A 23,293-nucleotide genomic window follows, 5' to 3' on the forward strand; every position below is an offset into this window, starting at 1 on the left:
TCAATGCCGGTAGCCACCAAAAAACTTCGCTCAAACAGGGCATGGCTTGAGCGGCACCTGACAGACCGCTGGGTCAAGCTCTCGCAGAAAGAGGGCTATCGCGCTCGCTCTGCCTACAAACTTATACAGATCAACGAAAAGGAACACATTTTCCGGCCGGGTCTGACCGTTGTGGACCTCGGCGCTGCTCCCGGCAGCTGGTCTCAGGTCGCCAGAAAGCTGCTGACCGGTCGGGATGGGAAGCTCTCGGGGCGCATCGTCGCCATGGATATTCTTCCCATGGACCCGATAGACGGCGTGGCGTTTCTGCAGGGGGATTTCCGGGAGCAGTCGGTGTGTGACGAGCTCGCCCGGATCGTCGGCGATGACCGGGTCGATGTCGTGATGTCCGACATGGCGCCCAACCTTTCAGGCATAGCGGCGAGCGATGCGGCCCGCTCAATGCTGCTGTGCGAGCTCGCCCTGGATTTTGCTCTGGAACACCTCAAGAAAAACGGCTTTTTCATCACGAAGGCCTTTCAGGGCTCCGGCTATTCCCAGTTCGTGGAGGCCGTGAAGCGCTCTTTTGTGAAGGTTCACGCCCTGAAGCCCGAAGCAAGCCGGGATTCGTCCCCCGAGCAGTACATTGTCGCCAGGGGATTGAAGTAGCAGCCCTGCCCGCGCGTCGGAAGTGCTAGGGTTAAAGGCAGTTTGGCGGTCTCCCCATCAGCCGCTTTTTCCATTAGGCTTATAACTCGACAGCCAGTAAATAGCCGGTTCTGTCTGTTGAGCCTGGCAAGGTATGCCTGCACCGGCAAAGCTTTTTATGCATGGAGTTTGGCTTTGGATAATAAATTGCTTGGACGCGTAGCGATCTGGGTCCTCGTTGCCGTCGTTTTATTTACGGTGTTCAAACAGTTCGACAACCGTACCACGGCAGCTGTCGACACGACGAGCTACACCCAGTTCATGGATGACGCCAAGGCTGGGAAGATAAAGCGGGTCGACATTCAGGGCCACAAGATTTTTGTGAAGCCCAACTCCGGGGCCGAATACCAGATCACTTCTCCGAACGATCTGTGGATGGTGGAGGATCTTCGCAAGGCGGGCGTGGCGGTCTACGGCAAGGCCGAGGAGGAGCCCTCCGTCTGGACGACGATCTTTGTGTCATGGTTCCCCATGCTTCTGCTCATCGGCGTGTGGATCTTCTTTATGCGCCAGATGCAGGGGGGCGGCAAAGGCGGCGCGTTCTCCTTCGGAAAGAGCAAGGCCCGTATGCTCGACGGCTCCAACAACACGGTGCGCTTCTCCGATGTGGCCGGCTGCGACGAGGCCAAGGAAGAAGTGCGTGAGGTGGTGGATTTTCTGCGCGATCCCTCGAAATACCAGAAGCTTGGCGGCCATATCCCGCGCGGCATCCTTCTCGTGGGTTCTCCGGGAACCGGCAAGACGCTGCTTGCGAAGGCGATAGCCGGCGAGGCGGGCGTTCCTTTCTTCACCATTTCAGGCTCGGATTTCGTGGAAATGTTCGTGGGCGTCGGTGCGGCCCGTGTCCGCGATATGTTTGAAAACGCCAAGAAGAACGCCCCCTGCATCATCTTCATCGATGAAATCGATGCCGTGGGCCGCCAGAGAGGCGCGGGGCTCGGCGGCGGGAACGATGAGCGGGAGCAGACCCTGAACCAGATGCTGGTTGAGATGGACGGCTTTGAAACGGGCACCAACGTCATCGTCATCGCGGCCACCAACCGCCCCGACATTCTGGATCCGGCGCTGCTGCGTCCGGGGCGCTTTGACCGGCAGGTGGTCGTTCCGCTGCCGGACATCCGCGGCAGGGAGCAGATCCTGAGGGTCCATATGCGCAAGGTGCCGATCGGTCAGGATGTCCGCGAAGACATCATCGCCCGCGGGACTCCCGGCTTCTCCGGCGCGGATCTGGCGAACCTCGTCAACGAAGCGGCGCTTTTCGCCGCACGGAGAAATGCACGTCTTGTCGAAATGGTTGACTTTGAAAACGCCAAAGACAAGATCATGATGGGGGCGGAGCGCCGGGGCATGGTGATGACCGAGGAAGAAAGGCGCAACACGGCGTACCATGAATCCGGCCATGCCGTGGTCGCCCGCAGCCTGCCCAACGCGGATCCGGTTCACAAGGTCACCATTATTCCCCGCGGCCGCGCGCTGGGCCTGACCATGCAGCTGCCCACCGAGGACCGCTACTCCTATGACGACAAGTACATCCTCACGCAGATCGCCATCCTGTTCGGCGGGCGCATTGCTGAGGAAGTGTTCATGCATCACGCCACCACGGGCGCTTCCAACGACTTCGAACGAGCGACGTCTCTTGCCCGCGACATGGTGACGCGCTATGGCATGAGCCCCGATCTGGGGCCAATGGTGTACGCCGAAAAGGAGGGCGAAGTTTTCCTTGGCCGCTCCGTCACCAAGACCCAGCATATTTCTGAGGCGACCATGCAGCGGGTCGACAATGAGATCCGCCGCATTCTGGACCAGCAGTATGCGCTCGCCCGGAAGATCATCGAGAGCAACCGCGACAAGATGGAGGCCATGGCCGCCGCCCTTCTGGAGTGGGAGACCATCGACAGCGACCAGATCGATGACATTATGGCCGGACGTACGGTTCGTCCTCCTCACAAGGTGGAATCCGGCGAGCAGCCCAGGGTGGACGCGGAAAGGGCGGCCCACAGCGCTCCGGCCGCCACGGATGGCGGAGCGGAGGCGGCTAAGCCGGAGGCTCCGGCCTCCCGCCCGTCCGACTCCCCGGACCGCAGTGAGAGCCAGAACGGGGGCGAGGGCCGCTGAGGCCTGCCGGCGGTGTTGAAAAACCGGCGTGATCTGCCCCCCGTACTGGCAGACCGCAAGAAGGCCTGAGCGGCCGGTTTAAAACCGGCGCCGGGCCTTTTCCTTTAAGCGAGAGCCGGGAGGTTTGGGCCGGCATCCGCAGTTCCCGGAGCTGCGGCCTGGTGGAAGAAAATCGTTTTTGCAGCAAGGAGCACTCTTATGCCTATTGTTCGTCACTGGCAGTGCGGAGGCCGGAATTTCTCCCTGGACCGGCCTCTGGTGATGGGAATACTCAACGTCACGCCCGATTCGTTCTCGGACGGCGGTGAGCACAACTCTTTCCGGAGCGCTGTCGCCTGGGGCCGCATGATGGTGGCGCAGGGCGCGGATATCGTCGACGTCGGAGGCGAGTCCACGCGTCCCAACGCCGTGCCTGTGTCAGAGCAGGAGGAGCTCGACCGGGTGATTCCCGTGGTGGAGGCGCTGGCGGGGCAGGGCTGCGCGGTTTCCGTGGATACGAGCCGTGCCTCGGTGATGCTCGCGAGCGTGAAGGCCGGAGCCTGCATCCTGAACGACGTGATGGCCTTTACGGAGCCTGGAGCGCTGGATGCGGCGGCTTCGACAGATGCGGGGCTGATCATCATGCACGGCTGGAAGGCGGCCGAGGAGGACCGGCGCCAGGCCGGCGAGGGTTCGCTCATAGAATCCATCATCGGGTATTTGAAAGCCCGGCAAACGCTTTTAGAATCCAAGGGGGTTGACCCGGCGCGCATCTGCTGGGATCCTGGATTCGGTTTTGGCAAGACGGTGCAGCAGAATTTTGAAATACTGGCAGCAACGTCTCGCTTCGTGAAAGAGGGACAGCCCTTTTTGATGGCCCTGTCGCGTAAAAGCAGTCTGGGAGCCGTCACGGGAGTCGATGTGCCTGCCCGGAGGGTGGCCGCTTCGGTTGCAGGAGCTTTGATCGCGATCGAGCGGGGGGCGCATCTGGTGCGCGTGCATGATGTTGCGGAAACCCTCCAGGCGATCAGGGTGCTGCAGGCCGTTCGTTCTTCGTCTGACAACAAACAATAGGAAGCTGGATTATGGCCCGTCGTTATTTCGGTACGGATGGTGTAAGAGGGAGAGTGGGATCGTTTCCCATTGTTCCGGACTTCGTGGTCCGTCTTGGCCATGCAGCCGGCCTGGTTCTCGCGCGGCACAGCAAGGACGCCCATCCGACGGTGCTGATCGGAAAAGACACCCGTATCTCTGGCTATATGCTGGAAGCCTGCCTGCAGGCAGGCTTTTCAAGCGCCGGAGTCGACATCGTGCTCTGCGGCCCCATTCCCACCCCGGCAGTGGCTTATCTGACGCAGGCCCTGCGGCTCACGGCAGGAGTTGTCATCAGCGCCTCGCACAACCCCTATACGGACAACGGCATCAAATTCTTCTCCGCCGAGGGGCTGAAGCTGCCCGATGAGATCGAGCAGGAGATCGAGTCTGAGCTTGACCGGGGCATGCAGAGCATCGACAGCGACCGGCTGGGCAAGGCCGTGAGGCTGGACGACGCCCAGGGGCGCTACATCGAGTTCTGCAAATCGACAATCTCGGGGAAAGTGCACTTCAAAGGCATGAAGCTCTACCTCGATACGGCCAATGGAGCGGCATACAAGGTCGCCCCCGCGGTGTTCCACGAGCTCGGCGCCATCGTGACGGTTGAAAACAACCAACCGAACGGCCTCAACATCAACCTCAACTGCGGAGCCACGCATACGGAGACTTTGTCGGACCGGGTGCGCAAGGCCGGCTGCGATGTGGGGCTTTCGTTTGACGGCGATGCGGACCGTCTGATCATGGCGGACGCCGAGGGCAGGGTCTACAACGGCGACCAGCTGCTTTACATCATCGTCTGCGACCGGCTGCGCAAGCACCCGGTGAAGGGCGTGGCGGGAACCCTGATGTCCAACTACGGGCTGGAGAAAAGGTTGCGCGAGCTCTCCATTCCTTTCGAGCGCACCAAGGTTGGGGATCGCTACGTTGTGGAAAAGCTTTTGGAAAAAGGCTGGCTGTACGGCGGAGAGAGCTCCGGGCATGTGCTGTGCCTCGACCGGCAGACCACGGGCGACGGCATAGTCACGGCCATGCAGGTCCTCTCTGCCATGCGCAGGACCGGCCAGAGCCTGGCTGAGCTGACAGCGGATCTGCATATGCTCCCTCAGGTTCTCATCAACTGCAGGCTCGAGCCAGGATTTGACTGGATGCAGCAAAAGCCGCTGCTCGAGGCAAAGGCGAAGGTGGACAGCCTTTTGGAGGGCAGGGGGCGCGTCCTGATCCGCCCCTCGGGCACGGAACCGGTGCTGCGGATCATGGTCGAGGCTCCGGAGGAAGCTGAGGCGAGGAAGCTGGCCGAGGAAATTGCCTCGACGCTCAGGCAGCGGAAAAATTAAGCAAATGGAAAAAATTCTCATAGTTGAAGATGAACGCGCGATCAGCGAGCTGGTTGCGTTCTCGTGCAAGACAGCCGGCTTCAGCGCCGTTCAGACCGGCAGTGCGGAAGAGGCGGACCAGCAGCTGAGGAGCTCCGTGCCCGACCTCATCATCCTGGACTGGATGCTGCCGGGCTGCTCCGGCCTCGAATGGCTTGTGAGGCTTCGTTCTTCAGAGAACTATTCCAATGTGCCGGTCATTCTGCTGACGGCGCGCGGCAGCGAGTCCGACCGCGTGAGCGGCCTTGAGGCCGGCGCCGACGATTACGTCGTCAAGCCTTTTTCCCCCAGGGAGCTTGTGGCTAGGATCCGGGCGGTACTGCGCCGCCGTTCCTCCTCTGAGGGCGGGAAGTCCGCCGGCAAGGAGGTCTCGATCGGCCCGCTCGCAATGAATGAGGAAAGGTTCGAAGCCCTGGTGGACGGCACGCAGATCCGGCTGGGCGTAATTGAGTTCAAAATCCTCTTTCTCATGGCTTCCCACCCCGGCCGCGTTTTCAGCCGCGGGCAGTTGCTTTCGCTGATCTGGGATTCGGCCGACGAAATTGATGAGAGAACGGTGGACGTCCATATCCTGAGGCTTCGCAAGCAGCTCGCAAAAACCTCGGCCTGCAGCATGGTGGAAACCGTGAGAGGCCTGGGCTATCGAGTCGTGAATCCGCACTGACCGGCCAAAGGAAGAGCTGCGGCTATGAATGTGAGAGAGACTCTGTCGGAGATGCTTATCTTTCTCGGCATCGTATCCGCGATTTTCCTGACCGGACTCGTGTTCGCCCTGAGCTTCGATCTCATTTACGGTCTGGCCGCGGCCCTGGCCTGCGCACTGCTTTTTCTTTTCATCGATTTCCGCCGCATAGATTGGATCACGCGCTGGCTGGAAAAACCCTCGCTGGCCGAAATCCCCGAGGTGAGCCAGTACAACAGCTGGTACAGAGTTCTGGACCGCCTCCGCCAGAACAGGATCCAGTTTGAGAAAAACACGAAAAAAATGAAATCCCGCGAAACACGCTACCGCCGGACGCTTTCGACGCTTCCCGACGGAGTGGTGCTGATTAAGACGGGATGGCTTCTGGACTGGTGCAATGAGGCTGCGGAAAAGCAGCTTGGGATCGACCCTGAAACCGACCACGGGCGTTCAGCTCTTGATATTTTCAAGGACACCCCGCTCGCTTCTTATCTGGAGAAGGGGGATTTTTCCAAGGCCCTCATGCTGACATTTGCCGACCGTGCGGTATCGCTCGAGATCCGTGTGACAGTTCTGGGAAGGAAAAACATTGTGCTTTTGTCCCATGACGTCACGGAGCGGGAGCGGCTCGACTCGGTGAGGAAGGACTTCGTCGCAAATGTGAGCCATGAACTGCGGACGCCGCTCACTGTGATCAATGGGTTCCTGGAGCTTGCCGGGGCCGGTGCGGCGGACGGAAAAGTCTGCATGGACCGGGAGCATTTTGCCCTTATGCAGGATCAGGCTCACAGGATGAGCAACCTGGTGTCGGATCTTCTCACGCTCTCACGGCTCGAGCAGGGCATTGAGGAGCCCGCGGATGACGAGATTGATATGGACAGCCTGCTCAGGCAGGCCGTGGAAGAAGGCCGGGCTGTGTCAGGCGGGCACCATGAGATCACTTGGAGCGCGCAGCCCTGCCGGCTGAAGGGCAATGAGGCGGAGGTTCGCAGCGCCCTGGCCAACCTGGTGTCCAACGCGGTTCGCTACACGCCGCACAACGGGCACATTCATGTGGACTGGAAGGATGCCGGGGCGGGCAGAGGGCTTGTTCTTTCAGTGTCCGATGACGGCATAGGCATCGACCCGAAGGACATACCGAGGATTACCGAGAGGTTCTATCGGGTCGACAAGAGCCGCTCGAGGGACACCGGCGGCACGGGGCTCGGGCTGGCGATTGTGAAGCACATCATGATCAGGCACGGGGGGCGCCTGGAAATCAAGTCCACGCCGGGGAAGGGATCTGTTTTCTCCATGGTCTTTCCGGAGGACAGAAAAGTTTCTTAAAGTTGATTTTCGGTTGGTTTTATGTATAATTCAATTCTCTCGGGGTGTGGCGCAGTCTGGTAGCGCGCCTGCTTTGGGAGCAGGATGTCGGGAGTTCGAATCTCTTCACCCCGACCAGACCGAAGGTCTGCTGGTTGCGATCGATCCGCCCGTAGCTCAGCTGGATAGAGCATCTGCCTTCTAAGCAGAGGGTCGCTGGTTCGAATCCTGCCGGGCGGACCAGCAAATTTTATGGTGGGTGTAGCTCAGTTGGTAGAGTCCCGGATTGTGATTCCGGTTGTCGTCGGTTCGAGTCCGACCTCCCACCCCATATTTTAAAAGTCCGTGTCGGTTCAACCCGAGCGGACTTTTTTCGTTGCTGAGACAGATTCACCATGGCTGAAGAACAGGATGAGGATGAAGTAAGCCTTCCAGGGCTGCCTGCCCATGCGCCTAACTACATGACCCCTGAGTGCTACAGGCGCATGCTCGATGAAAGGGAAAACTTGGTGCGCGTCGAGCGTCCGTCCGTGGTGAACATTGTTTCCTGGGCTGCGTCCAACGGCGACAGATCGGAAAACGGGGACTATCAGTACGGGAAAAAACGCCTTCGCGAGATAGACCGGCGGATCCGCTTTTTAAACAAGCGCATTGAGTCGGCGCAGGTGGTTGATGTCCGGAACCGTCCCCCGACTGATCAGGTGTATTTCGGAGCAACGGTGACTTATGAGGAGAGCTCGACCGGGACGGAGCGCACGGTGCGCATTGTGGGAATCGATGAGATGGATCCGGACAAAGGCGACGTGTCCTGGATCAGTCCGATAGCCCGGGTGCTGCTGCGGGCGCACGAGGGAGACGAGGTCCGGCTGCCGACCCCCAGGGGCGTCGAGACCATCGAGATCCTCGAGGTCAAATACACCGGCGAGTCCCCCCGGAAATAATCGCCGGGGCCTCCGCGTCCTGCATTCCACGGCGTCAGTTGTTGCCGAAAATGTCCCGGGTGTAGACCTTGGAGCGGACGTCCTCCAGCTCGTCGTTCCAGCGGTTGGCGATGATGAGGCCGCACTCCTGCTTGAGCTTCTCCAGGCTGCGGGTGGCCGGGATTCCTTCGAACTGATCCGCCTTCAGCGCAGGCTCGTAGATGAGCAGTTCTGCGCCCTTGGCCTTGAGCCTTCGGATGACGCCCTGGATGCTCGATTCGCGGAAATTGTCTGATCCGGATTTCATGATGAGCCTGTAGACGCCGATTCTGCCGGCCTTCTTCTTCAGTATTTCATCGGCAATGAAGTCCTTGCGGATACTGTTGGTCTCCACGATGCTCCGGACGAGGCGCTCAGGAACCGCGTCGTCGGTATAGTTTGCGAGCAGCTGCTTGGTATCCTTCGGCAGACAGTATCCGCCGAAACCGAAAGAGGGGTTGCAGTAAAAATGGCCGATGCGGGGATCCAGGGTCACCCCGTCGATGATCTCCCGAGTGTTGAGTCCTTTGCGCACGGCGAAGGAGTCCAGTTCGTTGAAATATCCGACCCGCATGGCGAGATAGGTGTTCGAGAAAAGCTTGACAGCCTCGGCTTCAGTCGAGCCGGTGAAAAGAACGGGCGTGTCCTTCCTCCTGCCGCCCTCCAGCAGCAGCCTGGCGAACTCGTGCGCCTTGGGCGTCGAATCGCCGATGATGATTCTCGAAGGATACAGGTTGTCATAGAGCGCCTTGCCTTCGCGAAGGAACTCGGGCACGAAGATGATGTTGCTCACCCCAAGCCGCTCCTTGAGCGCTTTCGTGTATCCGATCGGAATGGTGGATTTGATAATAATGGTGGCCCTGGGGTTGATCCTGAGGACATCGCCGATCACGGATTCCACGGAGCGCGTGTTGAAATGGTTGGTCTCAGGGTCGTAATTGGTTGGCGTTGCGACAATGACGTAGGACGCCCCCTCATAAGCCGTGCGGGGATCCGTCGTAGCCGTGAGATTCAGGTCGGCCTGGGCCAGAAACCTGTCGATTTCCGGGTCGACGATGGGGCTTTTCCTTGCGTTAATGAGCTCCGCTTTCTCCGGGACCACGTCCAGGGCCACAACTTCGTTGTGCTGGGCCAGCAGCACTGCGTTGGAAAGGCCCACATAGCCGATGCCGGCGACTGCTATTTTCATAATCGACTCTTATCTGACTGAAGAACCTGTAACTGACTCATTATAGGGGGCCGCAGGGTGCGGCTCCTGCCCGATCAAAAACCTGCTGCCTCCATCTCTGGAAAATGCTCGGAGATTTCCTCCAGGAGCCGGCGCCAGTGCCGGCGTGCCCTGAGGGCGGCGCAGCAGTGGAAATAATAGGCTAGGGGGATGAGCCCGGGGCTGCCGATGTTGTCGATGATGCGCACGGAGGTGCGATCAGGGCTGACGCGCTGGACCAGGAAATTCACCGGTTCAACGTTGGAGGTCACGATGCATTCACTGAAATACTGCCGCTTGAAAAGCCTGAGCGTCTCCCTGACGGAGGGCCGCTTCTTCGGGTCTTTCTCCGCCTCTTCCAGCAGTTCCTGCAGAGTTCGGCTGATCCGCCCGTCATAATCCCGGATCAGCTCGAAAACGTACCCTGTGCCCAGGCTGGTGCGGCAGGTGCCGAAATACTGCGGAAGCATGGACGCGCTTCGATTGCCTTTGGCAGAGCGCAGCAGCGGGCATTCCCTGTACGCGAGCTCGCGCTCGATGTCTGTGTCGGGCAGAGAGAAGGGAACCTTGATGCAGCGCCCTGGGTTCCGGGGATCCTGGAAGACTTTTTTGTGCGCGCCCTTGCCGATGAAGGGCGCGTCGCTCAGATCGATGATCTCTGCAGGCATTGATGTGTCTAAATCGAACAGGCGGCATGAAGCAAAGGAAAATCTTAGCCCAGATCCTGGCTGCGCGCTCCGGGGACTGATCCCCGCGGACCTCAGTCCTCGAGCTCGAAGTACCTGCGCATCACCAGCAGGGCGGTCAGCAGCTCCCGGTCCGGATCGAGAAACTGCTGCACCCATTCATTGGCGTGGTGCGCGATCGCCTTCGCTTCCTGCGGGTGCGCAATGTAGTAGCGGAGCTTTTCCTCCAGGTCGCTGAAGTCGTCCCGGATTTCGATGTAATGGTAGTTCGGGATCAGCCGGCCTTCCATGAACCACGTCTCGTAATGCGGGCGGGGCATGACCGCCACCGAGTTCGAGGACATGGTCCATTTCAGGTTCGTGGCCACGTCGTTGCCCTCGATGCACAGGATGAACTTGTATTTCAGGTGGTCATAAAGCGTGATCAGGGGCTTGTGCCATTCGGGGTTCTCCGTCACCTTGTCTCTGCGGCGGGTGTCTCCGCAGTCGATGAACGGACGCCCGAAGTACATTTCCATAAAGCGCTTTCTCTGCGGCTGGAAGCACGCACCGCGGAAAATGGCGAGGTCGGACTTTTGCTCGAACGGAATATGGTCTTTTAGAAATACGAAATGCCGGATTTTGTTCAGGTTCAGCAGGACGCAGTTGGCGTTGTCGCCGGCAATGGGACGGGATTTGCAGATGGAAGGAACACCGGGCACGCGGGTGTTGTCGCCGAAGGCGGTGGCGATTTTTTCTTCAGGACTGAAGAAGCGCAGGATTTCGTAAGCATCCCGGTCGTAGTTGCTGCCTCCGTTTTTGATGCTGCCTGCCGCTGCGGCCTGCGCCGGCAGGCGGAAGTGTGAGCAAAGCTTGTTGTAGTAAGCGGCGCGCTCGAGGATTTCCCTGCGGTCGGGCCGGGTGGCGAGCGACTTGAAGAGCCGGTCTTTTTTTATTCTGAGAAGGAAGCGCGGGGTGAGGCTGCGAAGCGCGCAGCGCACGTAATAAAAAAGCTTGATGTGCTTGCCCCTCGGCTTGAGGATATAGCTCGGGCGTATTTTGTATAAATTGAAGTCTTTTCTCAGCATGGATTACTGCCCGGACCTGTCCGCGTAGAGATCCTCGGAGTTCAGCTGGGAGGTCAGGCTGGATTTCTGCCCCTCGGCTGCTTCTGCAGCCGGTCCCTTGAAATGCTCGGAGGTGCGGCGGCGAACCTCCTGGATGTCCTTGACGTGGGAGAGCCGTCTGATGACCCGAGCCAGGTGCAGCCGGTCGTGGACCATGACCATCAGGTGCAGATAGCAGGTGCTGCCGCTTCCCTGGTCGACGGTCAGCCCGACGATGGAGGAATTCTCCTCGGCGGCGGCGGTGATGCAGGCCGCCACTGTGGCGCGCTCGTTGACGGCGGTGATGTCCACCGGGACGCGGAATCGGGCGGAAGCCGGCACTGCGGCCCATTTGGCGGTCATCCAGCGCCCGGGGTCGGAGGCCTTCCCCTTCACGGTGTGGCTGCATTCCGTGCGATGGATCGAAAGCCCTTTGCCCGGCCTCATGAAGCCCCAGATTTCGTCGCCGGGAATGGGGTGGCAGCAGGAGGCGAGTGTGACGGCCATGCCTTCGTTGCCCGTCACTTCCACGGTCTTCTGCAGCACCGTGCTCTGCCCTTCCTCGAGGGATTCGCGGGTGTTCATGAGAACGGCAAGCCGGTTGACGACTGCTTCGGCCACGTATTTGCCCAGCCCCAGGTCGGCAAGGAATTCATCCCGGCTGGAGGCCCCCATTTCCTTTTGGATGGACTCCCAGATCGCGGGAGGAATCTGTTCAATATCCAGGGAAATGTCTTCTCCGGCTTTTTTGAGAAGATCAAAGCCGAGCTTCGCGGAATCCGCGAATTTCATGGTTCGCAGAAACTGGCGGATTTCCGCCCGGGCTTTGCCGCTGCCCACCGCCTTGACCCATTCGGGCCGCGGTGTAGCGGACGGATCGGTTGTGATTTCGACCATGTCCCCGTTGTGCAGCTCCTGAGTGAGCTCCGATTCGACGCCGTTGATCCGGCAGGCCGCAGCGTGGTTTCCCACATCGGTGTGAATCTGATAGGCGAAGTCGATCGGCGTCGAGCGCTTGGGCAGGGAAATAATCTTTGATTTCGGGGTGAAGACGTAGATGCGGTCGGGGAACAGGTCGATTTTGATGTTTTCGATGAACTCGGACGAATCCGTGCTCTGGCGCTGGATCTCGAGCAGGGACTGCAGCCAGGCGGTGGTCCTTGCCTGAATTTCGTTCGCGCTGGCCCCGTCGTCGTTGAACAGCCAGTGGGTGAGGATGCCGTACTCGGCGATCCGGTGCATTTCCTCGGTGCGGATCTGGTATTCGATCGGGGTGCCGTTCGGTCCGATCACTGTGGTGTGGATGCTCTGGTACCCGTTGGTTTTCGGAATGGCGATGAAGTCCTTGAACCGTCCGGGCACAGGCTTGTAGAGCGCGTGCAGGACGCCGAGCGTCAGGTAGCACTCCTCCCGGGTCTTCACGATGACCCTGAAACCGTAGATGTCCAGGGCTTCCCTGAACCCGATGTGCTTGTCGCGCATCGTGTTGTAGATCCCGTAAAGGGTTTTGTCGCGGCCGAGCACTCTGGCCCGGATCCCTGCCTTGGGGAGCGCCCTGCGGGTTTCCTGCAGTATCCGCTCCAGGATCTCCTTGCGCTTTTCTCTTGTTTTGAGGACGGCGTCGTGCAGCACGCGGTAGCGCACGGGGTGCATGTTGAGGAAGGCCAGTTCCTGCAGTTCCCTGAAGACGTGGTTCATGCCCAGGCGGTGGGCGATGGGGACGTAGATGTCAAGCGTCTCGCGCGAAATGCGGCACCGCTTCTCGAACCTCATGATTCCCAGCGTGCGCATGTTGTGCACGCGGTCAGCCAGCTTGACCAGAATGACCCTCACGTCCTTGGCCATGGCGAGCAGGAGCTTGCGGAAGGATTCCGCCGCAGCGGTTTGAACGCTCCGGAACTTGAGCTTGTCGAGTTTCGAGACTCCGTCGACGACGTTGGCCACTTCGATGCCGAAGAGTTCCGCCATCTCCTTTTTGGAAACGCCGGTGTCTTCCAGCACGTCGTGCATGAGGCCCGCCTGAATGGTCACACAGTCCATGTGCCAGCTCGCCAGGATGGAGGCGACGGCCAGAGGATGGGTGATGTAAGGCTCGCCGGATTTCCTGAACTGCCCGAGATGATGCTCGTCGGCGTATCGGTAGGCCCGCAGGATGGTCTGGCAGTCAGTTTCGGACAGATAAAGGCGGCAGCGGTTCAGAAGGTCATTTGCGGAAACGATCTTGACTTCAGCCGGCCTCATGTACAGGGGCAGGTCGTCCTGCTCCGGCTCCTGTTCTGTTTCCATGCTTCGGGAGCGGATGTCCGCCGCTTTTTGTTCTGTCAAAAAAAGGCTCCCTTGAAAAAATAAGGTCCTGAGCTATATCTTCGCACAGGACCTTTTTATTGTCAGGACGGACAAACGCTCAGCGGGGAACCTTGTCAAGCATTTCCTTGCCGGTGAGCCCGTCGGCGATTTCGCGCAGCGCAACCACCGTCGGTTTGTCCTTCGCATCGATCTTAGGGGCGTAGCCCTGAGCGATCTGCCTGGCGCGGTAGGAAGCGCAGAGCACTAGCTCAAAGCGGTTCGGAATCTTTTCCAGACAGTCTTCAACGGTAACACGAGCCATTATTCACAATCTCTAAAATAAAAAAACGCCGACCCCGATCAGCCGGGGACGCCGAGGCGGGAGAAAAGCTCCCGATTCCGCATCTTCTGCTGGGAGAAGCGCAGCCTTGCTGCCGCAACAATGGACTGCAGCTCACGGGCTGCCTGATCGAAATCGCGGTTTATTATAACGTAGTCGAACTGCGGGGCGTGAACTATTTCGGCCCCTGCTCCGCTGAGTCTTTTGGCAATGACTTCCGGAGCGTCCGTGCCCCGGCCGACCAGGCGCTGTTTCAGCGTCTCGATGGAGGGCGGGAGGATGAAGGTGGAGATCACGCCGGGGAATATTTTCTTCACCTGGAAGGCCCCCTGCCAGTCGATTTCGAGCATCACGTCGTGGCCCGCGGACAGTTCCTTTTCGATCCAGAGCTTGTTCGTCCCGTAGTAATTGCCGTGAACGAAGGCCCATTCCAGAAATTCGCCGCGCTGCTTGCGCTGCTCGAACTCCTCGAGGGAAATGAAGTTGTAGTCGCGGCCGTCGGCTTCTCCCGGGCGGATGCCGCGCGTCGTGAAGGAAATGGAAAGATGAACCCGGGGATCGCTTTCGATCAGCGCATGCACAAGGGAAGATTTGCCCGCTCCGGACGGAGCGGAAACAAGAAACAGAAGGCCAGTGTTTTGGGCGGTAGCCATGCCGTATCGGTCCAGTAAAGAATGACTGAGCCGCGCCAGGCGACAGCGGCTCAGCAATGGATGAATGACGGCATTTTACGCTGGCAAAAGCGCAGGGTAAACCGCGTCTTACTCAAGGTTCTGGATCTGCTCGCGCATTTTCTCGATGGTGGTCTTCAGGTCGAGCGACGCATTCGTCATTTCGATGGCGACCGCCTTGGAGCCCAGTGTGTTGGCCTCGCGGTTAAGCTCCTGCATCAGAAAATCCAGTCTCCTGCCGACAGGACCGCCCGCCGACAGCACCCGGCGAACCTCGTTGGTGTGCGTAATCAGCCTGTTGATCTCTTCGGCCACGTCCATCCGGAGCGCGTAAAGCGTCAGTTCGCTTTTGATGCGCTCGTTCACTTCCTCCTTGGTGAGGCTTGAGGCTTCGCTCAGGGACCGCCCGAGGGCTTCCTGCATCCGCTCCTCGAGCTTGTCGTTCATGTTTTTGAGGATGTCGGGCACCCGGGCCGCAATGCTGCGGGTGATTTTCTCCACTGTGTCGCAGTAGCCGAGCAGAACTTTGGCCAGGGCTGCTCCCTCGCGGACCCTTGAAGCGGTGAAGGACTCGAGCGCAGAGCCGACCGCGGAAAGGACATCCTGCGAAAGCTGCTCGGCGTTGATTTCCGGCACAGCGAGAACGCCCGGGTAATTGAGAATTTGGGAAACGGAGAGCTTCTCGGCCTCGGGAAATGATTCCAGGACGGAGTCCTGAAGCGCACGAAGCCTGGCCGCGGCAATGGAGTTCAGCCGGACGCTGTCCGCCGCCTCGCTGTTTTTCAAGGAAATGCGGCACTCCATTTTCCCGCGGTGCACGCGGGCGCCTATCGCCTCGCGGATCGGCCCCTCCAGCTGCCGGAGCTCATCGGGGAGCTTCAGCGCGAGGTCCAGAAAGCGAAAGTTGACGGACCGCAGCTCTATGGTGAGGAGGCCTGCGGGGGAAGGGGCCTGCACGGTGGCATAGCCCGTCATGCTCGAAACAGCGGCCATGGTAGTGTCCTTTTGATGGAAAATAGCCTCTGCCTGTCAGCAGGGAAGTGTTCAGCAGGCGGAAGGATGAACAGCATTGTATTCTGTTTGCCAGGCGCTTCCCCCCGAGGGGAAAATCACTCATCGTTTCGACAAAGGACGCAAGGGGTCATGGAAAACGCAAAAAGGCATGACGGACGCACGTTTGATGAAAAGAGGCAGACTCGCTTTACCAGGCACTTTACCTGCTATGCCGAGGGATCCGTTCTCATTGAGCAGGGCGGTACGCGGGTCTGCTGCACGGCTTCGGTGCTGCCGGGCGTTCCGGCCTGGCTGAAGGGCCAGGGCCGCGGCTGGGTCACCGCCGAGTACGGCCTTCTGCCCCGGGCGACGGGGACCCGCACAGAAAGGGAGGCCGCCAAGGGCCGCCAGAGCGGCAGGACGCAGGAGATTCAGCGGCTGATCGGCAGAAGCCTGAGGGCTGTTGTCGATCTTCAGAAGCTGGGAGAAAACACGATCAAAATCGACTGCGACGTTCTGCAGGCCGACGGCGGCACACGCTGCGCCTCCATTTCGGGAGCTTATGTCGCGCTGGTCGATGCGCTGCGGTGGATGCAGCAGCGGGGGATGGTGAGCGATAGCCCCCTGAAAGGCGCAGTTTCGGCGATTTCCGTCGGCATGAGCGAGGGCTGCCCCGTGCTGGATCTGGACTATGTCGAGGACTCGGGTAGCGACACCGACATGAACGTGGTGATGACGGAAACAGGCCGTTTTGTTGAAATTCAGGGAACGGCCGAGGGGGAGCCCTTTTCCCGCGAGGATTTGAACCGGCTGCTCGACCTGGCGCAGAAGGGAAACCGTGAAATACAGCAGGAACAGCAGAAAGCGCTCGCCCAGCCTTAAAGCTTTGTCACTCATTTGCAGGACAGACCCATGAATAAAATAGTTCTTGCCTCTGACAATCCCGGGAAAATCAGGGAATTCAATGAACTTCTGGCTCCGCGCGGCATTCAGGTCGTCGCCCAGGGCTCGCTTGGAGTTTCTCCTGCGGACGAGCCCTTCGGCACGTTTCTGGAGAACTGCCTGGCCAAGGCGAGAAATGCCGCCCGGCAGACCGGCCTGCCGGCCCTGGCCGATGACAGCGGAATCTGCGTTGACGCTTTGGACGGGGCGCCGGGAGTTCACTCCGCCAGGTTCGCGGGGGAGCCAAAAAGCGACAGGCGCAACAATGAGCTGCTGATCTCCAGGCTGGAGGGCCGCGGGAACCGCTCTGCTCACTACGTCTGCGTGCTGGTCGCGCTTAAAAAACCCGATGATCCGGATCCGCTGGTCGCCTCCGGATGCTGGGCGGGCGAAATCGTCGATGAGCCGCGCGGCAGCAACGGCTTTGGCTATGATCCTTACTTTTTCTTAAAGTCCGAGGGAAAAACCGCTGCTGAGCTGAGCGATGAAGAAAAAAATGCGCGAAGCCACCGCGGTCAGGCTATGCGGATGATGTCCGCCCTGATGAAAGAGCGCTGGGGATGGTAGAAAAGTCCTCGAGATTTCTGGACAGGCCGGTCCCCGTTCCGGAGCCGGAGTCGGTGCCTCTCTCGCTTTACGTCCACTGGCCCTGGTGCGTGCACAAATGCCCTTACTGCGACTTTAACTCCAGGGCCTGCCCCGGCGGGCTTCCCGAGCAGGACTACATTGACTGCCTGCTCAAGGATCTGGACGGAGAGCTGCAGTGGGTTCAGGGCCGCGAGGTCCGCACGGTTTATCTGGGAGGGGGAACACCCTCGCTGATGAAGCCGGAGTCAGTCTCGAGGCTCCTCTCGGGGATCAGAAGCAGGCTGCCCCTTGCGCCCGGCTGCGAGATTTCCATGGAGGCCAATCCGGGAGCCGTGGCCAGCGGCAGGCTCGGCGCCTTTGCGGAGGCCGGCATCAGCCGTCTTTCGGTGGGCGTCCAGAGTTTTCAGGATCCGCAGCTGCGCCTTCTTGGCAGAATCCATACCGCCGGTCAGGCCGAGGAGACCCTCGGGGAGGTCCGCAGGTGCTTTTCCAACTGGAATCTCGACCTGATGTTCGGGCTCCCGGGCGAGGATCTGGGACTGCTGAAAGAGGATTTGTCGCGGGCCGTGGGCGCCGGGAGCACGCACTTGTCGGTTTATCAGCTTACGATTGAACAGGGCACGGCTTTTGCCCGAAGGCCGCCCACGGGGCTGCCGGATCCTGACGAGCTCTGCGACATGGCCGACGCCGTGGTTTCCATCCTCGGCAGGGCAGGCTTCAGGCGCTATGAGGTCTCGGGTTACGCGCTGGAGGGCCGGCAGTGCCGGCATAATCTGAATTACTGGCAGTATGGCGACTACCTGGCCATTGGAGCGGGAGCCCATGGGAAGGTTTCGACCAAGAAAGGAGTCCTGCGCTTCGCCAAGCATTCATCGCCCGCCAGGTACATGGACGGCGTTCGCCGCGGCCAGGGTACGGCGCACTCCAGGTGGGTCGCCGACAGGCAGCTCCCGTTTGAGTTTATGCTCGATGCGCTGCGGCTCACAGACGGTGTGCCCCGAATCTATTTTGAGAGCAGGACGGGGCTTCGGGAGGAGGCTATCAGGCCCGAGCTCGACGAGGCGAGGCGCCGGGGGCTGCTGGCCGATGCGGGCGGCAGATTCCGGGCGACGGAAAAAGGAATGGACTTTCTTTCTGACCTGCAGGAGATTTTTTTAATTTGACCGCGCCTGGATGACTGGAGAAAAAAGTGCTGATCAGCGTCATCGTCACAACCTACAATCGGCCCAAAGCACTGGATCGGGTCCTTTCGGCCTTAAGCGAGCAGGAAGACAGGGACTTCGAGGTCATCGTCGGCGATGACGGAAGCCGCGAGGAGACGGGCCTGCTTGTCAGGCAGTGGGCCGGAAGGTTTCCAGTCGCGCTGAAGCATGCGTGGCAGGAAGACCGGGGGTTCAGGGCGGCGCGCGTCAGAAACCTGGCCGCCTCGGAAGCCTCGGGGGAGTATTTTCTGTTTCTGGACGGCGACTGCGTTCCGCAGAGACACTGGATTTCAAGGCACAGGGGCCTCGCCGAGCCCGGCTGGATGGTGGCCGGCAACCGGGTGCTGCTTTCCAAGTGCTTCACGGCCCGGGTTGAAGACGAAAAAATCAGCCTGCCGGATCTGGGAGCGCTGGAAATCGGCCGGCTGGTTATGAGAAAGGATCTCAACAGGCTGCTGCCGCTCGTAAGCATTCCAACCAGCCTCTGCCGCAAAATAGGAGCGGGGCGGTGGCAGAAAGTCCGCACCTGCAACCTCGGGGTCTGGCGAGAGGACTTTGAGCGGATCAACGGGTTTGACCAGGTTTTCTCCGGCTGGGGCTATGAGGACACGGATCTGGCCGTCCGGCTGCTCAATTCAGGCGTTCGGCATAAGAGCGGGGCCTTCGCGACCTGCGTTTTCCATCTCTACCACCCTGAGAACGACCGCTCGAACCGCGATGCGAATTTCATCCGCGTCATGGACCGCCTGAAAAGCGGGGTCACCCAGGCTGAGATCGGATTCAGGGAACTGAAGAAATGAAAAGCATCACGCGGGTGCATTTCACCGTTTAAATGCACTATTATGGGGCATGCAGGTTTGAATTGATGCCCCGAAAAGAGGCGCTGCGGCATCCTTCTTGTGCAGAAGCCCCGTCTTTCCGCGGTTTTAATTCTGGCACGCTTTGTGCTTATATCCAAGTAAATCCACTTTTCAGGCTGCGGCCTGTATCTGCAGATTCTTTAGGAGAAAGCGATGACGACGGCAAATGACGTCCTCCAGATGATAAAAGACAACGACGTAAAGTACGTTGGTCTCCGTTTCACTGACACTCGCGGCAAGGAGCAGAACCTGTCCATTCCGGCCGAAGAGCTCAATGAAGACACGTTTGACGTCGGCCAGCCTTTTGACGGATCTTCCATTGCGGGCTGGAAGGGCATTGAAGCCTCCGACATGCTTCTGCTTCCCGATCCTGAAACCGCGCGCATGGATCCTTTCCGCGAGCAGAACACGCTGCTGCTCACCTGCGACGTCCTCGAGCCGGACACCGGCAAGGGCTATGACCGCGATCCGAGGTCGCTCGCCAAGCGCGCGGAGGCTTACCTGAAGACAACGGGCATCGGCGATGCGGTTTACTTCGGACCGGAGCCTGAATTCTTCATTTTCGACAGCATCCGCTACGGTACGGATCCCTCGGGCAGCTTCTTCAAGATCGGCAGCGAAGAGGCTCCGTGGTCGAGCTCTCTCAAGTTCGAAGGCGGCAACCTGGGCCATCGCGCGCAGCCGAAGGGCGGCTATTTCCCGGTTCCCCCGATCGACACCCTGATGGACATCCGCGCCGAGATGTGCACGCTGCTCACCCAGCAGGGCGTTCCGGTTGAAATCCACCACCACGAAGTGGGCGCGGCCGGCCAGTGCGAGATCGGCACCCGGTTCAGCACTCTGGTGCAGAGGGCCGACTGGACGCAGATCCTGAAGTACACCGTCTGGAACGTGGCGGCCTCCTATGGCAAAACGGCCACCTTCATGCCGAAGCCCTATGCGTTCGACAACGGCTCGGGCATGCACGTCCACCAGTCCGTCTGGAAGGACGGCAAGAATCTGTTCGCGGGCAACGGCTACGCCGGCCTGTCCGAACTCGCGCTCTACTACATCGGCGGCATTATCAAGCACGCCCGTGCCCTGAATGCGATCACGAACCCGACGACCAACTCTTACAAGCGTCTGGTGCCGGGATTCGAGGCCCCGGTGAAGCTCGCCTATTCGGCCCGCAACCGCTCCGCCTCCATCCGCATTCCGAAGGTGTTCAGCGAAAAGGCCCGCCGCATCGAGGTGCGCTTCCCCGACCCGATGGCCAACTCCTACTTCGCCTTCTCCGCTCTGATGATGGCCGGTCTCGACGGCATCCAGAACAAGATCAACCCGGGTGATCCTGCCGACAAGAACCTTTACGATCTCCCTCCGGAGGAAAACGCCAAGATCCCGACGGTCTGCTGCGAGCTCGCCCAGGCTCTGGAGTATCTCGACAAGGACCGCGAGTTCCTCACCCGCGGCGGCGTGTTCAGCAACAGCATGATCGACGCCTACATCGCCCTGAAGGAACAGGAGGTTCAGTCCTACCGGGCGGCGGTTCATCCGATTGAGTACGACATGTACTACTCCGGCTGATATCCGGGGCGGATGACAGCAAGGGGGGCGCAAGCCCCCTTTTTTTCAACCATCGGAGGCTCAGGGCCATGGATTCCAGACATTCCTCGGCGGCCAAGGGCATTTTGGATCTTGATTCGATCACGACGGCGGTTTTCCTGACGGACAGCCGGGGGGCCGTTCTGTACGCGAACGCCTCAGCCGAAATCCTGACCGGGCTGTCAAAAAATACGATCTGCGGCCAGGATGCCTCGCTTTTTTTCCGCGGCCTTCCTCAGTGGCTGAAGAGATTCTGCCCTGGAGGAGCTGAACCGGAGCGGCAGGGCCAGGACTCGATCTCTGAAATTGTGAATCTTTATGTGCCGCAGTATTCAGAGGCCGGTCATCCCGTCCGGGCGGCGGTGAGCGCAGGGCCTCTGCTCCGCGGTCAGCCGACGCTGCTCATCGAGTTCACTGATTATGAGATGACGCTGCTGGCCGCGCGCCAGGAGCACCAGTTCGGGTTCTCTGAAGCCAACCGCCAGGTGCTCCGCAACCTGGCCCATGAGATCAAAAACCCTCTGGGGGGCATACGCGGCGCGGCCCAGCTGCTCGACAGCGAGCTCACCAACCCGGAGCTGAGGGAATACACCTCCGTCATCATCGGGGAGGCCGACCGCCTGCAGGGCCTTGTGGACAAACTGCTTGAGCCCTACCGCGCCAAGCGTCAGGTCACGTCCGTGAACATCCATGAGGTGCTTGAAAGAGTCCGGCAGCTTCTTCTGGCGGAATTTCCTCAGGGCCTCACTTTTGAGCGCGACTATGACGTTTCGGTTCCCGATGTCAGCGCGGATCGCGAACAGCTTATACAGGTGTTTCTGAATCTTGCCCGAAACGCAGCCGAAGCCCTGGAGGAAAAAATAAAAGACGGAACCGCACGGATCCGGCTCACGACCCGTGTCGTGCAGCAGGCCGTCATAGGGATGCGCAGGTACCGCCTGGCGCTTTCCGTGCACGTGATAGACAACGGGCCGGGCGTGCCTCCGGACATCAAGGACCGGATTTTCTTTCCTCTTGTGACGGGAAAGCCGCAGGGCAGCGGCCTGGGGCTGTCCCTCGCACAGAATTTCATCCAGCAGCAGGGCGGAACGATCGACGTGGACAGCGTGCCGGGGCGGACGGATTTTTCTGTCCTCATCCCTATTTCTGAGCCGTCGAAGTGATTTTGAACCCAGTTGAGGAGACCCGAAAAATGAGAGAGGTTTGGATTGTAGACGATGACAAATCCATCCGATGGGTTTTGGAAAAAGCCTTGACCAAAGCGGGCTTCGACTGCCGGACTTTTCAGGACGGCAGCATGGCTCTGGCCGCTCTGAAAACGGATCTTCCCGGGGTGCTTGTGTCAGATATCCGGATGCCGGGCATCAATGGCATTGACCTTCTGGGGAAAATCAAAAGCGAGTATCCGAAGCTGCCGGTCATCATCACGACGGCTTTCTCGGATCTGGACAGCGCGGTTTACGCGTTTCAGGGGGGAGCCTTTGAATACCTTCCCAAGCCTTTTGACATCAACAAGGCCGTTGAGCTTGTCAGGCGCGCCATGGACGAGTCGGAGGACCAGGAGCGGGGCGTCCCCGAGCCTGCCGCCGATCGGGCGGCTCCGGAGCCTGCGGGCATCCTGATAGGACAGGCGCCGGCCATGCAGGAGGTGTTTCGGGCCATCGGCCGGCTGTCTCAGTCAAGCATCACGGTCCTCATTACCGGACAGTCGGGCGCAGGCAAGGAAATTGTGGCCCGGGCGCTGCACAGGAGCAGTCCGAGAAGCCATGCCCCCTTCATAGCCCTCAACATGGCCGCCATCCCCCGTGAGCTGATGGAGTCGGAGCTCTTCGGGCATGAGAAAGGCGCCTTCACGGGAGCCACCTCCACGAGGCCGGGGCGCTTTGAGCAGGCCGACGGCGGCACGCTGTTTCTGGATGAAATCGGCGACATGCCCATGGATCTGCAGACCCGGCTTCTCAGAGTACTCTCAGACGGCTATTTCTACCGGGTCGGAGGGCACCAGCCCCTGCACGCCGATGTGCGCATCATTGCCGCGACCAACCAGAACCTGGAGAAGCGGGTTGCGGAAGGGCTGTTCCGCGAGGACTTGTATCACAGGCTCAACGTCATCCGGATTCGTCTGCCTGCTCTGAAGGACCGCGCGGAGGACATTCCGCTGCTGACGCGGCATTTTCTCGCCAAAACGGCCCGGGAGCTGAACACCGATGTCAAGCGCCTGACGCCTCAGGCGCAGGATGCGCTCAACCGCTTTCCTTTTCCCGGCAACGTGAGGCAGCTGGAAAATCTATGCAGGTGGATCACCGTGATGGCGCCGGCCCAGCTGGTCAAGGTCGAGGATCTTCCCGAGGAGATCACGAAGGGAATCAACGTGATTGCCGATCAGGCGGTCTCCGGAGCCGAGCCGGTTGCAGAAAAAGCCGAGTCCTGGGAAAAGGCGCTGGGGGACGAGGTGTCGCACTGCCTGGATGTCAATCAGCCGAACATCATGGATACGCTGCGGGTGCGCTTTGAGAGAGTAGTCATTCGCTGCGCTTTGGACAAAACCGGAGGGAGGCGGGTCGACGCAGCTGAGCGGCTGGGGCTCGGGCGCAACACGATTACCCGGAAAATTCGGGAGCTGAACCTGGATAAATAACGGGATACACTTGCCG

Annotated in this window: 21 protein-coding genes and 3 tRNA genes; 17 read left to right on the forward strand and 7 right to left on the reverse strand. The window is 59.9% G+C overall.

What is annotated here, in order from left to right:
• Nucleotides 1–3: 3 nt before the first annotated feature.
• The 10 genes from MUN46_RS04220 (at nt 4) to greB (ending at nt 8,177) form a co-directional block, all read left to right on the forward strand.
• Nucleotides 4–648 carry an RlmE family RNA methyltransferase gene (locus tag MUN46_RS04220; RefSeq protein ID WP_237979689.1) on the forward strand — a complete coding sequence of 215 codons (645 nt, stop codon included), beginning with the start codon at nt 4–6 and terminating at the stop codon, nt 646–648.
• A 174-nt stretch (nt 649–822) separates the two neighbouring features.
• Nucleotides 823–2,802 (forward strand): ATP-dependent zinc metalloprotease FtsH, encoded by a 1,980-nt coding sequence (gene ftsH, locus MUN46_RS04225; protein WP_281069868.1) that lies wholly within the window; start codon nt 823–825, stop codon nt 2,800–2,802.
• Nucleotides 2,803–3,000: 198 nt separating this feature from the next.
• Complete coding sequence (gene folP, locus MUN46_RS04230; RefSeq protein WP_243376779.1) at nt 3,001–3,855, forward strand: dihydropteroate synthase; 855 nt, start codon at nt 3,001–3,003, stop codon at nt 3,853–3,855.
• 11 nt (nt 3,856–3,866) lie between these two features.
• Complete coding sequence (gene glmM / locus MUN46_RS04235) at nt 3,867–5,210, forward strand: phosphoglucosamine mutase (protein ID WP_243376778.1); 1,344 nt, start codon at nt 3,867–3,869, stop codon at nt 5,208–5,210.
• Between the two features lie 4 nt (nt 5,211–5,214).
• Nucleotides 5,215–5,913 carry a response regulator gene (locus tag MUN46_RS04240; protein ID WP_243376777.1) on the forward strand — a complete coding sequence of 233 codons (699 nt, stop codon included), beginning with the start codon at nt 5,215–5,217 and terminating at the stop codon, nt 5,911–5,913.
• 51 nt (nt 5,914–5,964) lie between these two features.
• A complete protein-coding gene (gene phoR, locus MUN46_RS04245) occupies nt 5,965–7,257 on the forward strand; it encodes a phosphate regulon sensor histidine kinase PhoR (protein WP_243376776.1) in 1,293 nt (430 codons plus the stop codon).
• A 40-nt stretch (nt 7,258–7,297) separates the two neighbouring features.
• Nucleotides 7,298–7,374, forward strand: a tRNA-Pro gene (locus tag MUN46_RS04250).
• Nucleotides 7,375–7,402: 28 nt separating this feature from the next.
• Nucleotides 7,403–7,479, forward strand: a tRNA-Arg gene (locus tag MUN46_RS04255).
• 12 nt (nt 7,480–7,491) lie between these two features.
• A tRNA-His gene (locus MUN46_RS04260) sits at nt 7,492–7,567 on the forward strand.
• A gap of 64 nt (nt 7,568–7,631) precedes the next feature.
• The gene (gene greB / locus MUN46_RS04265) at nt 7,632–8,177 is read left to right on the forward strand and encodes a transcription elongation factor GreB (protein WP_237979668.1); all 546 of its coding nucleotides are present in this window, start codon (nt 7,632–7,634) and stop codon (nt 8,175–8,177) included.
• A 34-nt stretch (nt 8,178–8,211) separates the two neighbouring features.
• Here the strand turns inward: greB and MUN46_RS04270 are convergent, their stop codons facing one another.
• The 7 genes from MUN46_RS04270 to MUN46_RS04300 form a co-directional block, all read right to left on the reverse strand.
• On the reverse strand, nt 8,212–9,384 hold the full coding sequence (locus MUN46_RS04270) for a nucleotide sugar dehydrogenase (RefSeq protein ID WP_243376775.1): 1,173 nt from the start codon (nt 9,382–9,384) through the stop codon (nt 8,212–8,214).
• Between the two features lie 74 nt (nt 9,385–9,458).
• A complete protein-coding gene (locus MUN46_RS04275; RefSeq protein ID WP_243376774.1) occupies nt 9,459–10,070 on the reverse strand; it encodes a YrbL family protein in 612 nt (203 codons plus the stop codon).
• A gap of 92 nt (nt 10,071–10,162) precedes the next feature.
• Complete coding sequence (locus MUN46_RS04280; RefSeq protein WP_243376773.1) at nt 10,163–11,155, reverse strand: glycosyl transferase family 90; 993 nt, start codon at nt 11,153–11,155, stop codon at nt 10,163–10,165.
• Nucleotides 11,156–11,158: 3 nt separating this feature from the next.
• Complete coding sequence (locus MUN46_RS04285) at nt 11,159–13,498, reverse strand: RelA/SpoT family protein (RefSeq protein ID WP_285230560.1); 2,340 nt, start codon at nt 13,496–13,498, stop codon at nt 11,159–11,161.
• Nucleotides 13,499–13,577: 79 nt separating this feature from the next.
• Complete coding sequence (gene rpoZ, locus MUN46_RS04290; protein ID WP_243376771.1) at nt 13,578–13,781, reverse strand: DNA-directed RNA polymerase subunit omega; 204 nt, start codon at nt 13,779–13,781, stop codon at nt 13,578–13,580.
• 38 nt (nt 13,782–13,819) lie between these two features.
• Nucleotides 13,820–14,452 carry a guanylate kinase gene (gene gmk / locus MUN46_RS04295; RefSeq protein WP_237979619.1) on the reverse strand — a complete coding sequence of 211 codons (633 nt, stop codon included), beginning with the start codon at nt 14,450–14,452 and terminating at the stop codon, nt 13,820–13,822.
• 108 nt (nt 14,453–14,560) lie between these two features.
• Nucleotides 14,561–15,463: a YicC/YloC family endoribonuclease gene (locus MUN46_RS04300; RefSeq protein ID WP_243376770.1), complete on the reverse strand. Its 903-nt coding sequence runs from the start codon at nt 15,461–15,463 to the stop codon at nt 14,561–14,563.
• Nucleotides 15,464–15,613: 150 nt separating this feature from the next.
• Here MUN46_RS04300 and rph point away from each other — a divergent pair, with 150 nt between their 5' ends.
• The 7 genes from rph (at nt 15,614) to ntrC (ending at nt 23,277) form a co-directional block, all read left to right on the forward strand.
• Nucleotides 15,614–16,345 carry a ribonuclease PH gene (gene rph, locus MUN46_RS04305; RefSeq protein ID WP_243376769.1) on the forward strand — a complete coding sequence of 244 codons (732 nt, stop codon included), beginning with the start codon at nt 15,614–15,616 and terminating at the stop codon, nt 16,343–16,345.
• 30 nt (nt 16,346–16,375) lie between these two features.
• The gene (rdgB, locus tag MUN46_RS04310) at nt 16,376–16,972 is read left to right on the forward strand and encodes an RdgB/HAM1 family non-canonical purine NTP pyrophosphatase (protein WP_243376768.1); all 597 of its coding nucleotides are present in this window, start codon (nt 16,376–16,378) and stop codon (nt 16,970–16,972) included.
• Nucleotides 16,966–18,156, forward strand: coding sequence for a radical SAM family heme chaperone HemW (hemW, locus tag MUN46_RS04315; RefSeq protein ID WP_243376767.1), 1,191 nt, complete (start codon nt 16,966–16,968; stop codon nt 18,154–18,156). The genes rdgB and hemW overlap by 7 nt, the downstream gene beginning before the upstream one ends.
• Before the next feature lie 26 nt (nt 18,157–18,182).
• Nucleotides 18,183–18,995, forward strand: a complete 813-nt coding sequence (locus MUN46_RS04320; protein ID WP_243376766.1) for a glycosyltransferase family 2 protein — start codon at nt 18,183–18,185, stop codon at nt 18,993–18,995.
• 213 nt (nt 18,996–19,208) lie between these two features.
• On the forward strand, nt 19,209–20,621 hold the full coding sequence (gene glnA, locus MUN46_RS04325) for a type I glutamate--ammonia ligase (RefSeq protein ID WP_243376765.1): 1,413 nt from the start codon (nt 19,209–19,211) through the stop codon (nt 20,619–20,621).
• 68 nt (nt 20,622–20,689) lie between these two features.
• Nucleotides 20,690–21,802, forward strand: coding sequence for a nitrogen regulation protein NR(II) (gene glnL / locus MUN46_RS04330; protein ID WP_243376764.1), 1,113 nt, complete (start codon nt 20,690–20,692; stop codon nt 21,800–21,802).
• 29 nt (nt 21,803–21,831) lie between these two features.
• Nucleotides 21,832–23,277, forward strand: a complete 1,446-nt coding sequence (ntrC, locus tag MUN46_RS04335) for a nitrogen regulation protein NR(I) (RefSeq protein ID WP_243376763.1) — start codon at nt 21,832–21,834, stop codon at nt 23,275–23,277.
• Nucleotides 23,278–23,293 lie beyond the last annotated feature (16 nt).

Source organism: Mesosutterella faecium (assembly GCF_022809315.2).
In the GTDB taxonomy this organism is placed as follows: Bacteria; Pseudomonadota; Gammaproteobacteria; order Burkholderiales; family Burkholderiaceae_F; genus Mesosutterella; species Mesosutterella faecium.

Bases quoted from the DNA above. Each gene is read 5' to 3' on its own strand.
- folP (WP_243376779.1), top strand. From the start codon at position 3,001: ATGCCTATTGTTCGTCACTGGCAGTGCGGAGGCCGGAATTTCTCCCTG.
- glmM (WP_243376778.1), top strand. From the start codon at position 3,867: ATGGCCCGTCGTTATTTCGGTACGGATGGTGTAAGAGGGAGAGTGGGA.
- MUN46_RS04275 (WP_243376774.1), bottom strand. From the start codon at position 10,070: ATGCCTGCAGAGATCATCGATCTGAGCGACGCGCCCTTCATCGGCAAG.
- rdgB (WP_243376768.1), top strand. From the start codon at position 16,376: ATGAATAAAATAGTTCTTGCCTCTGACAATCCCGGGAAAATCAGGGAA.
- gmk (WP_237979619.1), bottom strand. From the start codon at position 14,452: ATGGCTACCGCCCAAAACACTGGCCTTCTGTTTCTTGTTTCCGCTCCG.
- hemW (WP_243376767.1), top strand. From the start codon at position 16,966: ATGGTAGAAAAGTCCTCGAGATTTCTGGACAGGCCGGTCCCCGTTCCG.
- MUN46_RS04280 (WP_243376773.1), bottom strand. From the start codon at position 11,155: ATGCTGAGAAAAGACTTCAATTTATACAAAATACGCCCGAGCTATATC.
- MUN46_RS04300 (WP_243376770.1), bottom strand. From the start codon at position 15,463: ATGGCCGCTGTTTCGAGCATGACGGGCTATGCCACCGTGCAGGCCCCT.
- MUN46_RS04240 (WP_243376777.1), top strand. From the start codon at position 5,215: ATGGAAAAAATTCTCATAGTTGAAGATGAACGCGCGATCAGCGAGCTG.
- ntrC (WP_243376763.1), top strand. From the start codon at position 21,832: ATGAGAGAGGTTTGGATTGTAGACGATGACAAATCCATCCGATGGGTT.
- MUN46_RS04270 (WP_243376775.1), bottom strand. From the start codon at position 9,384: ATGAAAATAGCAGTCGCCGGCATCGGCTATGTGGGCCTTTCCAACGCA.
- rph (WP_243376769.1), top strand. From the start codon at position 15,614: ATGGAAAACGCAAAAAGGCATGACGGACGCACGTTTGATGAAAAGAGG.
- rpoZ (WP_243376771.1), bottom strand. From the start codon at position 13,781: ATGGCTCGTGTTACCGTTGAAGACTGTCTGGAAAAGATTCCGAACCGC.
- glnL (WP_243376764.1), top strand. From the start codon at position 20,690: ATGGATTCCAGACATTCCTCGGCGGCCAAGGGCATTTTGGATCTTGAT.
- glnA (WP_243376765.1), top strand. From the start codon at position 19,209: ATGACGACGGCAAATGACGTCCTCCAGATGATAAAAGACAACGACGTA.
- phoR (WP_243376776.1), top strand. From the start codon at position 5,965: ATGCTTATCTTTCTCGGCATCGTATCCGCGATTTTCCTGACCGGACTC.
- greB (WP_237979668.1), top strand. From the start codon at position 7,632: ATGGCTGAAGAACAGGATGAGGATGAAGTAAGCCTTCCAGGGCTGCCT.
- MUN46_RS04220 (WP_237979689.1), top strand. From the start codon at position 4: ATGCCGGTAGCCACCAAAAAACTTCGCTCAAACAGGGCATGGCTTGAG.